We start from the raw sequence: 12,383 nt of genomic DNA on the forward strand, positions 1-12,383 counted from the left end.
GGTCCGACGTCCGGGCCGGGGCGGCTTCCATAACGGCCGGCGGCGCGCCAGGCCCTTGCCGTCCGGCGCGGCGGGGCGGTATCTCCAAGCGGGGCATCGCCGCGCCGCACCCCTTCCTTCAACGTGGCGACGCCGGCGGCGCGGGGCGAGGGTGCCCCGTCGCCCCGCACGAGAGGGTCGCTTGAGACGCGAGATCCGCCTGCCGCTCACCGCCTCCGGTCGCCTCGATCGGGCGCTCGCCGACGCCCTCGGCCTGGGCCGCGCCGCGGTGAAGCGCGCCTTCGCGCTGGGGGAGGTCCGCGTGCGGGGTCGCCGCGCCCGCGCCTCGGACCCGGCCGCCCCGGGCGCGCTGGTGGAGCTCGACGTGGAGGTGCCCGCCGGGCCCCCCGAGCCCCAGCCGGACGCGCCGCTCTCGGTGCTCCTGGAGCGGCCGCGCTACCTGGTGGTGGAGAAGCCCGCCGGCGTGGCGGTCCACCCGCTCGCGCCCGGCGAGGGCGGCACGCTCGCGAACGCGGTGGCGGCGCGCCACCCCGAATGCGCCGAGGCGTCGCCGGAGCCGCGCGAGGGCGGGGCGGTGCAGCGGCTCGATCTCGAGACGAGCGGCTGCGTCCTGTTCGCGCGGGATCCGGAGGCCTGGGAGGCGCTGCACGCGCAGCTCGGCGCCCACACGGTGGACAAGGTCTACCTGGCGCTCGCGGTGGGGCGGCTGCCGGCCGGCGGCGTCTGCTCCGTCCCGCTCGCGCAGCGCGGCGGCCGGGTGGTGCCGGCGCCCGACCTCGAGGCGGAGGAGCGGCTCCAGGCGCGCGGCCTGCGCCCGCGCCCGGCCGAGACCCACTACGAGCCGGAGCGGCGCTTCGCGGACCACACGCTGCTGCGCGTCCGCATCGTCACCGGGGTGATGCACCAGATCCGCGCGCACCTGGCGCTGCTCGGCCACCCGGTGGCGGGCGACGCGCTGTACGGGGGGGCCGCGGCCGGGCTGCCCGGCCTCGAGCGGCAGTTCCTGCACGCCTGGCGGCTCGCGTTCGACGATCCGGACGGCGCCGGGCGGGTGGCGGTGGAGAGCCCGCTGCCGCCCGAGCTGGAGGCGGTGCTGGCGCGGCTGCCGGCCGCCCGCTGAACGACCGCTCGCGACCCGCGGTCACCGCGGTGACCGCGGTGAGCGGTGACCGCGCGGACCGAAAACGAAGAGGGCCGGCGACTGGCCGGCCCTCCCCGCGAAACCGTATGTCCGGGATCGGCTACTGCTGCTCGCCCGCCGCGCCGCCGGCGAGCGGCGGATCGGTCATCATCCCGATGGTGTTCACGCCCGCCCCGTGGGCGGCGTCGAGCACCTTGACCGCCTGCTCGTAGCGGACGGAGTCCTCGGCGTTGAAGAACATCACCTTCGACGGGCGCCCGTCGTAGGCGACGTGCAGCCGCTGCATCGCGTCGTTGATCGTCATCTCCTGCTTGTTCAGGAGGACGTTGCCGTTGCCGAGCGCGGTGAGGACCGTCTGGTCCGGCGGCACCGAGTCGGGCGGGACCGGCTGCATCTCCGGCTGGTACTCCGGGACGCGGATGAACTTCTGCTTCTCCGCGAGCGGCGTGAGCACCATGAAGATGATCAGGAGCACGAGCACCACGTCGATGAGTGGCGTGACGTTGATGTCGGTGACGGGTCGCTTGGACCCGAGCCCCATCGCCATGGCTACTTCTCCTTGTCCTTGATCTGGGACGCGGCGAGGGAGACGCCCATGATGTGCGTCTTCGAGATCTCGAAGATCATCTCGCGGATGGTCTTGTAGGTCACGTCGCGGTCGCCCTTCACGAGCACCGGCGCGCCCGGCTGCATCTGCATCGCGATGGTGAGCATCTGGGAGAGGTCCGCCTTCTGGACCTCCTCCTTGTCGATCCAGATCTTCCCGTCCTTCGTCACCGACACGAGGATCGGGTCACCGCCCTGCTTCAGCGCGGAGACGTGCTTCGCGTCCGGGAGGACGACCGGCTTGCCGCGCTGGAGCATCGGGGTGATGACCATGAAGATGATGAGGAGCACCAACACGACGTCGACGAGCGGCGTCACGTTGATCTCGCTCTTCACCCCCTTGCCGCCAACGTCCATGGACATCGGTCAGGTCTCCTTCGCGGGCCGCGGGGGGACTACTTCACCTCGCTGCGGCCTTCCTTCATGAAGAAGTCCATCAGCTCGGTGGCGGAGTCGGTGATGTCCACCTGCATGTCCTCGACGCGGTTGGTGAGGTAGTTGAACATCATCACCGCGGGGATGGCGACGAGGAGGCCGAACGCCGTGGTCACGAGCGCCTCGGCGATGCCGGCGGACACCGAGCCGAGACCGCCGGAGCCGGTGGCGGCCATCGCCTGGAAGGCCGTGATGATGCCGGCCACGGTGCCGAGGAGGCCGACGAACGGGGCGGTCGAGCCGACGGTGGCGAGCGCGCCCAGGCCGCGGCGCAGGTCGTTGACGGTGCGGAGCGAGCTGCGCTCCACCGCGCGGTTCACCGCGGCGATCACGTCGAAGTTGCCGACGTCGCGCGGGCCGTGGGTCTTCAGCGCCTCGACGCCGTGGCTGTACTCCTCGATGGCCAGGCCGAGCACCTTGGGCAGGTGGCCGCGCTTCAGCTTGCGGGAGAGCTCGACCGCCTCGCCGAACTTCGCGGCCGGGAGCAGGTCGCGCAGCGCGGCGGCGAACTGCCGCGAGGCCTTCTGCGCGCGGGCGAAGGTGACGAGGCGCTCGGCCATGACGCCGAGCGAGTAGATGCTCATCACCGCCAGGACGCCCGCGATGAACTTCGCGAACGGGCCCATCGTCTTCCACATGTGCAGGAGGTCGAACGAGACCTCGGGGGTGGCCTGGGCCGCGGCCAGCTGCTGGAGCGTCTGGATCACCTGAAGCGACATGAAACTCTCCTTGGAGGCAGAATGACTCGGGACGGAAGAGGCGTGCTGCGGATCAGCCGGCGGTGAACCGGAGCGGGAGGATGACCCAGATGGCGGTGGGGCGGCCCTGCGCGTCGGCGCCGGGGACCCACTTGCAGGTCTGCACCGCGTTCCAGATGGCGTCGGCGATCCGCTTGTCGGGGACGGCCGTCATCGCCTCGAAGCGGGAGGGCGCGCCGTCCCGGCCGATCGCGAACTTCACGGTGATCGGGCCGGAGATGTAGCCCAGCAGCTCGCGGGGGAGGCGGACCGACTGCTGGACGCAGTTCGGCTGCGCCATCTGCGGCTTCTTGTAGCCCGCGGTCGCGTAGGCCGGCGCGTCCTCGATCTGGTTCTGCTGCGGGGCGGCGCCCACGACGCCGCCGACCACGCCCTCGCCCGCCGCGGCGTCGCCGTAGTCGTACTCCGGCTCGGGCGGCTCGTTCGGATCGGGCGGCTTCATCTCCGCCTGCACGTCCTTCGGCTGCAGGAGCGCGGTGGGCGGGGGCGGCTTGGGGAGATCGGTCCGCGGCTTCTCGTCCGGCGGCCGCTTCCGCGCGGCCGGCGGCGGAGGCGCCGGCGGCGGCGGCGGAGGCGGCGGGACCGCCTTGACGAACTTCACGTCCACGACCGGCTCGTCGATGACCTTCGCCTTGATGGCGGCCGACGCCGTGATGATCGCGAACACGAGAAGGACTTGGAAGAGGGTCGACCCGAAGACGTAGCCGGCCCGCTTCGCAGCGTTCTTCCCGCCCTCTTGCTTGGTGACCTCGTCGAACACGTTCCGCTCGCTGGTATTGACGGGAGAATCGGCTGGGAAAAGAAGCACCGCTACGTAGTCGTCCTCCAAGCCCTTGTCAATGCTTGTCCATCGGCGCCTCGCGAGGGGGGATGGCGGTGGCCGGCAGGCGACGCGGTAGATCTAAAGGATGGGGTTCGACGGTCGGTACGAGATTGCGCCGGACGCATCCCAATCCTGCCCGCTTCCGCGCCACCCGGTTGCGCCTTTCCCAGGCAACGCGCGAATTGACGCAGGTCGTCGCGATATCGCTCACCGCGAAGTCGATCCCCCGCCCCCGGCCTGCGAAAAGTCCCGTGTCCGTGGGGTGTTGCGCCCCCGTCGGGGCGCGCACGACACGGCCTTATAACAGCCGCCGCTTGCTTGACATTCCTCACAGCGGAAGCCTAGAACCATCAACCAATTGACCCGTCGGTCGGTCATCCGAGCGGAGTCCCTCCGCCCGGAGGTCAGGACCGTCAGGTGCGGCTGAGTGCTCTCTCCCTGGAGGAAGTCATGAGGAAGAAGTTGCTGCGCCTCCTGCGGATCGCGCCGCTCGCGCTGTTGTTCGCGGGAGTCGCGTTCGCCCAAACGACCGGCACGATCATCGGTGTGGTGACCGATGCGTCGACCGGTAAGCCCGTCGCAGGTGCCGTCATCGTCGCGCGGAGCCCGAATCTCCAGGGTGAGCAGACGGCGGTCACCGACGCGAACGGCAACTACCGCATCACCCTGCTTCCCCCTGGCGCGTACTCCCTGGCGGTCCAGCTCGAGGGCTTCAAGCCCGCCGAGCGCGCGGACATCACGATGCGCACGGACAAGACGATCCGCGCGAACATCGCGGTCGTCCCCGAGGCCGTGCAGATGGAGGAGCAGGTCGTCCGGACGGGCGCCGCTCCCGTGGTGAACATCGGCGCCGCCGAGAGCGGCGCGGTGGTCTCCCGCGAGTTCATGGCGAACATCCCGGTCGGCCGCTCGGTCGAGAACGTGGCCACGGTGGTCCCGACGGCGCAGACCGACAGCTACGGTGTCAGCTTCGCCGGCGCCCAGTCCCCCGAGAACTCCTACATCGTGGACGGTCTCAACGTGACCGACCCGGTGTACGGCACGTTCGCCGGCAACCCGAACTCGCAGACGCTCACGCCGACCCTGCAGAACAACTTCGTGCAGGAGATCGACGTCAAGACCGGCGGCTTCCAGCCGGAGTACGGCCGCACCACCGGCGGCGTGCTGAACGTCGTCACCCGCAGCGGCTCGAACGAGTACCACGGGTCGGTGTTCACCGACTTCACCCCGCGCATGCTGATCGACCCGACCGGCAAGACCGCCGGCACCAACGGTGAGGCGATCGGCTGGCGCCGCAAGCCGGACGAGGGCGCCTACGACCTCGACTTCGGCTTCGAGGTCGGCGGCCCGATCATGAAGGACAAGCTGTGGTTCTACGCCGGCTTCGCGCCGATCGTGACCCGCACCTACACCGAGCGCTTCCTGCAGCTGAACCGGATGGAGCAGGATCCCACCACGCACGCGTGGAGCCCGGCCCTCAACGAGTCCACCGGCCTCATCGAACAGGACCGGGTGCCGGGGACGGAGCAGGTCTACCGCTCCGGCCGCACCACCTACCAGTACGTCGGCAAGCTGACCTACCTGCTCGACGAGAACAACAACCTCACGCTGTCCGCGGTCGGCATGCCGACCAGCGCGACCAGCATCTCGATGCCCGGTGGCCCCAGCCGCCGCACCTTCGACGAGACCGGCAACACGTTCGACGGCAGCCTGCGCTACGCCGGCAAGTTCCTCGAGAAGCGGCTCATCGTCGAGGCGCAGGCGGGCTGGCACTACAACAAGAGCGCCCCGAAGGACAAGACGCAGGCGGGCGTCGATCAGCTCAACACGCCGACCCTGCAGTTCCGCTTCCGGACGCCGGTCACGAACTTCGAGCAGCTGCCCGAGTGCGTTGGCCGCGCCGCCGACCCGACGACGCCTGGTGACACGGGCTACTCCGCGACCGACGTCTGCGGCGTCAACCTCTACAACACGGGCGGCCTCGGCTACCTGAGCGACGCCGTCTCCAACCGCCTCGCCACCCGCGTGAGCGCGTCCTACCTGTCCGAGCTGCTCGGCTCGCACAACACCAAGGTCGGCGTGGACTTCGAGCGCTCCACGTTCGCGCAGGACAAACGCTACGCCGGCGGCTACTACTACGCCACCACCGGCAACGGCCTCATCTACGCGCGCCGCGGCTACGGCTACGTCTCCACCGCCAACGGCCGCATCCCTGCGACGACCCCGGGCACGAACACGATCCCGTCCGAGGTGAACTTCGCCACCCGGATCCAGAACACCGCCGGCACGAACAGCACGTCCGTCTACGCGCAGGACAGCTGGCAGCTGCCGCAGAACGTGACCCTGAACTACGGCATCCGCTGGGAGGGGCAGTCGCTGAACAACGTCAGCAACCCCGAGTCCAACGGGTTCACGATCAACAACAGCTGGGCGCCCCGCGTCCAGGCCATCTGGGACTTCACCGGGAGTGGCCGCGGCAAGGTGGCCGGTAGCTGGGGCCGCTTCTTCTACGCCATGCCCCTCGACCTCGGCGACCGCACCTTCGGCGCGGAGCGCTCGCTGATCTTCTACATGCCGACCAGCGCGATCGGCACCGCGCCCGGCTGCGCGATCCCCGGCGGGGCGTCCGAGGCCGGCATGGCCAACCCGACGAACCAGTCGCTCGTGACGTACGACACGCGGCAGCTCAGCCCGTCCAACTGCGGCGTGACGAACTCGGGCGGCGGCACCGGTCCGGACCGGAGCTATCTGTTCCGCACCTCCGGCACCTCGGCCTCGCCGGTGTCCCCGGACATCTCGCAGGCGTACGTGGATCAGTTCGGCGGCCAGATCGAGTACGAGGTGCTGTCCGACCTGTCCGTCGGCCTCGAGTACGCCGGCCGCCGCCAGGGCGACATCATCGAGGACATGTCCCCGAACGACGGTGAGGGCTACTACATCGGCAACCCGACCAAGGGCGGCGAGTTCGTGGGCTCCGACGGCGTGACGTACAACCCGTCGGCTCCGACGGCGACCGACACGGCCACCGGCCGGCTCATGGTCATCCCGTTCCCGAAGCCGGAGCGCAGCTACGACGGCGTCACGGTGTCCGTCCGCAAGAACTTCTCGCGCGGGTGGCAGGCGTCGGCGTCCTACACGTACTCGGTGCTCCGCGGCAACTACGCGGGTCCGTACCGCCCCGAGGACGACCAGCTCGACCCGGGCATCACCTCCCAGTACGACATCCCGTCGATCATGACGAATCAGAAGGGCTACCTGTACGGAGACCGTCCGCACCAGGTGAAGCTCTTCGGGTCGTACACCTGGGCCGCCTCGCCGCGCTTCAGCCTCACCGGCGGCGCCGCGTACACCGGCCAGTCCGGCAACCCGATCAGCGCGCTGGCCGGCTACAACGACATCTACGACGTCTCCCAGACGTTCGTGGTGCCCCGCGGCATGGCGGGCCGGTCGCCCTGGACCAACAAGGTGGACCTCCGCGGCGCGCTCGAGTACGTCATCAAGCCGCCGTACGCGCTGAAGTTCACGGTGGACGTCTTCAACGTGCTCAACAGCGAGGAGACCATCCTCATCGACCAGGACTACACGTACGACATGACGCAGCCGATCAGCGGCGCGAAGTGCTCGAGCCAGTCCGCGGTCGGCAAGGCCAACCCGGTGCAGGCGCTCCAGTCGGCCTGCCCCGACCTCAAGTACCTCAAGACGATCGACGGCCGGAACGTGACCGTCAATCCGAACTGGGGTCGCCCGGCCTCCGGCACGGCGTCCTTCATGGCGCCGCTGTCGCTGCGCCTCGGCCTGTCGCTCAGCTTCTAGCGTGAGCCAAGGAGAGACCAACATGAAGACGCTGACCAAGCTCGCGTTGACGCTGATCGCGGTCGCCGGCCTGCAGGCCTGCGATCCGTACGAGGACGAGAACAAGGGGACGCCCTCGGTCACGAACGTCATCGCCACCGACGGTGGCGCGGCGTTCGAGGGCACGAACACGGGCACGAGCTGGACGGTCGCAACCACGTCCGGCACCGTGGTGTTCGTGAAGGCGAACCCGGGCAAGCTGCTCGACGGTGCGTCGATCCAGGTGACGCCCGAGGACTGCACGCCGGCAGGCGGCTGGCTGTCCGTCAACGGCGCCGGTCCGGGCAACTGGATGTCCTGCTACTACCCGCAGTCCCCGGCGTCGTTCGAGGGCGCCTCGGTCGTGCTGTACCCCGGCCCCTCGATCACGGCGACGGACTCGTGGTTCAACCTGACCGAGCTCGCCGCGGGCATCTTCAACTTGAAGGGGACGGTCTCGGACAAGCAGGGGCACCCGCTCGACATCGACGTGAACGTGCTCGTGAACGACCTCGCGGCTGCGCAGTCCGACACCGCGGGTACCGAGATCACGGTCGATTTCAGCGACGCGGGCGACAACATGACCAACGTGCAGCTCTGGGAGGCGCCGGACAACAACGGCGCGCCCGGCACCTGGGCGGTGGTCGCGACGACGTCGCCGTACGTCAAGACCGGCGTCACGGTGGGCGCCACCTGGTGGTACAAGGTGACCGCCGACACGAACGGCTTCCCCACCACGGCCGCCAGCTTCGAGACGGCCCCGGTGAGCGTGACGACGGAAGCGCCGTAGCCTCGTCGAAAGCCTGAAGCACCCGGGGAGCCGGCATCCGTGCCGGCTCCCCTTTTTCGTGCCCGAACGGCGGCCTTCCGGCCACGTCCCCGCGCGCACCGCGGCCCCGCGCGCACGGCGCTCGCGCCGACGCGCGTTCCGCCCCCCCCCCGCACACGACGAGGCCCCGGCCCGCGAACGCGGACCGGGGCCCCGGGGTGCAGACGCCGGATGGCGGGAGCTACTTCTGCAGGCCGGCCGCCTTGGCGACCTCCTCGGCCAGGTTCTCCTGCTTCTTCTCCAGGCCCTCGCCCAGCACGAAGCGGGCGAAGCGGCGGATCTGGATGTTCTCGCCGATCTTCGCGACCGCGTCGGTGAGGACGTCCTGGATCTTCTTCTTGTCGTCCTTCACCCAGGCCTGCTCCATCAGGCAGAACTCCGAGTAGAACTTCTCCACCTTGCCGGTGGCGATCTTCTCGAGGATGGCCTCGGGCTTCTTCTGCTCGCGGGCCTGCGCCTTCGCGATCTCCAGCTCCTTCGCGACCACGTCGGCGGGGACCTCCTCGCGGCGGACCCAGCGCGGCGAGGCGGCCGCGATCTGCATGGCGATCTCCTTCACCAGGCCCTGGAAGCCCTCGGTGCGCGCCACGAAGTCGGTCTCGCAGTTCACCTCCACCAGGACGCCGATCTTGCCGCCCATGTGGATGTAGCTGGCGACGGCGCCCTCGGTCGCGGCGCGGCCGGTCTTCTTGGCCGCGGCGGAGAGCCCCTTCTTGCGGAGGACCTCCTCGGCCTTGGCGAGATCGCCGCCGGCCTCGGTGAGGGCCTTCTTGCAGTCCATCATCCCGGCCCCGGTCTTCTCCCGGAGCTCCTGCACCATCTTCGCGCTGATCTCGGCCACGAACCTTCTCCTGTCTGTGCTCCGTCCGTACGGAAAACGATGGGGGCGGGCCTGGTGGGCCCGCCCCCGGAAACGAGCTCACCCCGCGCGGCGCGCGGGGCGGGGGCGGCTACTCCTTCGCGGGAGCGGCCTCGGGCGCGGCGGCCGGGGCGACCTCGCCCTTGCGCACCACCTCGACGTTCGCGCTGGCGGCGGCGCGGTCCTCGCGCGGCTCGCGGCGCTCGCGGGGCCCGCCGCGGCGGTCGCGGCGATCGCGGCGATCCTTGTGGCCGCGCTCGCTGGCCGCGTCGCGGTCCTCCTGCTCGCGGCGCTCGTCGTGGCCGCCGTGCTCGGCCACCCAGGCCGAGTAGCGACCCTTGCCCTCGATGCAGGCCTCCGCGACCTTGCCGGTGAACAGGCGGATCGAGCGGATCGCGTCGTCGTTGCCCGGGATCACGTAGTCGATGCCCTCGGGATCGCAGTTCGTGTCCACCACCGCGACCACCGGGATGCCGAGGCGGTTCGCCTCGTGCACCGCGATGTGCTCCTTCTTCGTGTCGATCACGAAGAGCGCGGACGGCAGGCGGGACAGCTCCTTGATGCCGCCCAGGTTCTTCTCCAGCTTCTCGCGCTCGCGCTCGAGCTGGGCGACCTCCTTCTTCGGGAGCCGCTCGTAGGTGCCGTCGGCCGCCATCTTCTCGATGGTCTTCAGCCGGTCGATGCCCTGCTTCACGGTCTTGAAGTTGGTCAGCGTGCCGCCCAGCCAGCGGTTCGTGACGAAGAACTGGCCGGAGCGGGAGGCCTCCTCGCGGATGGCGTCCTGCGCCTGCTTCTTCGTGCCCACGAACAGCACCGAGCCGCCCTTCGCGACCGAGTCGGACACGAAGCGGAGCGCGTTGCGGGCCAGGCCGACCGTCTTCTGCAGGTCGATGATGTAGATGCCGTTCCGCGCGCCGAAGATGAACGGCTTCATCTTCGGGTTCCAGCGCTTGGTCTGGTGGCCGAAGTGGACGCCGGCCTCCAGCAGCGCCTTCATCGTGATGGCGGTGCCGCCCTGGCTGAGCGCGGCGGCCATCGTGTCGGGTGCGGGTGCGGCCGCCTCGGGGGCGGCCGGGGGCGGCACGGCGGCCGCGGGCTGCTGCTGCGTCTCCTGCGTTTCCATGGTCTTCTCCGGTTGTTCCGCCACCCCGCCTGGAGCGGCGCGCCGTACGCCCGCCGGACGCCGTGCGGGCCGTCTCGACGGAGCACCGGAGCGCGCCGATGCGGAGGGGTGTGTGAATTTGCTGCGTTTCGCCCTCGCGGGCGCCCGCCGCCAACCCAGGCGACGGGGAGCGGTCATCTAACACAGCGCGGGGCCTGATTCAAGCTCGGCACGGCCGATGCCGGGCGGGCCCGCGGCGTGGAAAAGCCGGGCGAGGACGGAGGCTTGCGGGCGGTCACCGCCGCGGCGGCGGGCCGGCGGGCCGCTTCCACCAGGTGAGCTCGATCCGCGCGCCGTCGTAGCCGCGCCAGGCGATCGGCCGGGACGGCCGGCCGGGGCAGGGGTGGCGGGCGATCCGGGCGCCGAACGCGATCGCGGCGCCGCCGCAGTCCGGGCAGGTGAAGCGGGCGGCCAGATCGGCCCGCTCCGCCCCGGTGAACGGGGCGTCCGGCCCGCCGGCGGCCCCTGGTTCGTCCCCAGGCTCGCCGGCGGGGACAGGCGCGCTTGGCGCCGGGCCGAGCAGGCCGCGCGCGCGGTACGCCTCCAGCTCGGCGATCTCCGCCGCCTCCCCGCCGAGCGCCCGGTCGGCGTCCGCGCGGGCGCCCGCCGCACAGGCCGGGCAGGCCGGGAAGCCGAGCGAGCGGACCGGGACGATGGCCACCGCGCCGTCCGGCTCGGCCCGCTCCCACTCGTCCCGCGCGTCGATCTCCACCGCCGGCACGCCGGCCGCGGCGAGCGCCGCCTCCTTCTCCACGTCCACGGCGTGCGTGACCAGGACCTCCAGGGCGAGCGCCGGCCGCCCGGCGCGCAGCACCAGCACGTCGGCGCGCAGCGGGCCGACCGCGCCCTCCGCGGCGGCGGCGTCCCCCTCCGCGGCGAGGCCGCGCGGCGCGAGGCGGCGGCAGGATGGGCAGCGCGCCAGCACGGTCACGGTGCGGCGGCGCCCGAACGCGTCGGCGCAGAGCGCCAGCAGCCGCTCCTTCGCGTCGAGGTGGAGCGCGGTCTCCGGCGCGGTGAGCGGGCAGGCGGAGCCGGGCGCGTGGGCGAAGTGGCGCGCCCGGACGCGCCCGAGGTGCGGGACGAGCGGCTCGCCGCAGCCGAGGCAGGTGAACGGCGCGAGCCGGCGGCGGTCGGCGGGGTCGAGCCGGCCGGCGTTCACCTTCCGGCCGTCGCGATCGAGCGCCCAGGCCAGCAGCACGTCCCCCCGCGCGCCGGCGCGCACCGGCGCGCGCACCTTCCCCGCCGCGGCCGGATGGCCGGGGCGCGGGCGCGGGGAGGCGGGGCGGCGGCGGGGCATGGACCGGAATCTAGCCGAGATCCGGGCGCGCCTCCCCTCCCGGGCTCCTGCGTGCGGCGCGCGCGCGCGGTAGGGATGGCGCGGCGGCGCGCTCCGCGCCGGACGGTTCACGGAGGGAGAAAGCCATGGCACTCGAGGTCGGCAAGAAGGCGCCGGACTTCGCGCTGCCCGACGAGGACGGGAACGTGGTGAAGCTCTCGTCGTTCAAGGGCAAGCGCGTGGTGGTGTTCTTCTACCCGAAGGCCAACACGTCGGGTTGAACGCAGGAGGCCAGCGACTTCCGGGACGAAGTCGACGCGTTCACGAAGCAGAAGGTCGCGGTGGTGGGCATCTCGAAGGACGCGCCCGCCGCGCAGAAGAAGTGGAAGGAGAAGCTCGGGCTGCCGTTCCCGCTCCTCTCCGACGCCGACACGGCCGTGCAGCAGGCCTGGGGCGTCTGGAAGGAGAAGAACATGTACGGCAAGAAGGTGATGGGGACCGAGCGGACCACCGTCGTGATCGGGCCGGACGGCAAGGTCGAGAAGGTGTTCCCGAAGGTCAAGGTGGACGGGCACGTGGCCAGCGTGCTCGAGAGCCTGTAGATTCCGCGCGCCCGCGCCGCCTCCTCCCGTGCGCGGGAGGGAGGCGCCCGCGGGCGCACGC

Annotated in this window: 11 protein-coding genes; 4 read left to right on the top strand and 7 right to left on the bottom strand. The window is 71.2% G+C overall.

Translation table 11 applies throughout. The features are described from left to right. The first annotated feature begins 181 nt into the window (after positions 1-181). On the top strand, positions 182-1,120 hold the full coding sequence (locus tag ANAEK_RS01365) for an RluA family pseudouridine synthase (protein WP_012524353.1): 939 nt from the start codon (positions 182-184) through the stop codon (positions 1,118-1,120). A 121-nt stretch (positions 1,121-1,241) separates the two neighbouring features. Here the strand turns inward: ANAEK_RS01365 and ANAEK_RS01370 are convergent, their stop codons facing one another. From ANAEK_RS01370 to ANAEK_RS01385, 4 genes are read right to left on the bottom strand one after another with little or no spacing between them, the layout of a single operon-like run. Next, a complete protein-coding gene (locus ANAEK_RS01370) occupies positions 1,242-1,688 on the bottom strand; it encodes a biopolymer transporter ExbD (RefSeq protein WP_012524354.1) in 447 nt (148 codons plus the stop codon). A 2-nt stretch (positions 1,689-1,690) separates the two neighbouring features. After that, a complete protein-coding gene (locus ANAEK_RS01375; protein WP_012524355.1) occupies positions 1,691-2,110 on the bottom strand; it encodes a biopolymer transporter ExbD in 420 nt (139 codons plus the stop codon). A 32-nt stretch (positions 2,111-2,142) separates the two neighbouring features. Then, positions 2,143-2,901, bottom strand: coding sequence for a MotA/TolQ/ExbB proton channel family protein (locus tag ANAEK_RS01380; protein ID WP_012524356.1), 759 nt, complete (start codon positions 2,899-2,901; stop codon positions 2,143-2,145). 52 nt (positions 2,902-2,953) lie between these two features. Beyond that, the gene (locus ANAEK_RS01385; protein ID WP_012524357.1) at positions 2,954-3,700 is read right to left on the bottom strand and encodes an energy transducer TonB; all 747 of its coding nucleotides are present in this window, start codon (positions 3,698-3,700) and stop codon (positions 2,954-2,956) included. A 513-nt stretch (positions 3,701-4,213) separates the two neighbouring features. Here ANAEK_RS01385 and ANAEK_RS01390 point away from each other — a divergent pair. Both ANAEK_RS01390 and ANAEK_RS01395 read left to right on the top strand, forming a co-directional pair. Then, positions 4,214-7,576 (top strand): TonB-dependent receptor, encoded by a 3,363-nt coding sequence (locus tag ANAEK_RS01390; protein WP_012524358.1) that lies wholly within the window; start codon positions 4,214-4,216, stop codon positions 7,574-7,576. Positions 7,577-7,598: 22 nt separating this feature from the next. Then, on the top strand, positions 7,599-8,384 hold the full coding sequence (locus ANAEK_RS01395; protein WP_012524359.1) for a hypothetical protein: 786 nt from the start codon (positions 7,599-7,601) through the stop codon (positions 8,382-8,384). A 220-nt stretch (positions 8,385-8,604) separates the two neighbouring features. Here ANAEK_RS01395 and tsf read toward each other — a convergent pair whose 3' ends face one another. The 3 genes from tsf to ANAEK_RS01410 all read right to left on the bottom strand — a co-directional run bounded on the left by tsf (position 8,605) and on the right by ANAEK_RS01410 (position 11,741). Then, the gene (gene tsf, locus ANAEK_RS01400) at positions 8,605-9,264 is read right to left on the bottom strand and encodes a translation elongation factor Ts (RefSeq protein ID WP_012524360.1); all 660 of its coding nucleotides are present in this window, start codon (positions 9,262-9,264) and stop codon (positions 8,605-8,607) included. Between the two features lie 109 nt (positions 9,265-9,373). Then, complete coding sequence (gene rpsB / locus ANAEK_RS01405; RefSeq protein WP_012524361.1) at positions 9,374-10,318, bottom strand: 30S ribosomal protein S2; 945 nt, start codon at positions 10,316-10,318, stop codon at positions 9,374-9,376. 361 nt (positions 10,319-10,679) lie between these two features. Beyond that, entirely contained in the window at positions 10,680-11,741 is a 1,062-nt protein-coding gene (locus tag ANAEK_RS01410; protein ID WP_012524362.1) for a competence protein CoiA family protein, read from the bottom strand. 125 nt (positions 11,742-11,866) lie between these two features. Between ANAEK_RS01410 and bcp the strand changes: the two genes are divergently transcribed. Then, complete coding sequence (bcp, locus tag ANAEK_RS01415; protein ID WP_012524363.1) at positions 11,867-12,322, top strand: thioredoxin-dependent thiol peroxidase; 456 nt, start codon at positions 11,867-11,869, stop codon at positions 12,320-12,322. Positions 12,323-12,383: the final 61 nt, after the last annotated feature.

Source organism: Anaeromyxobacter sp. K, from assembly GCF_000020805.1.
Classification (GTDB): domain Bacteria; phylum Myxococcota; class Myxococcia; order Myxococcales; family Anaeromyxobacteraceae; genus Anaeromyxobacter; species Anaeromyxobacter dehalogenans.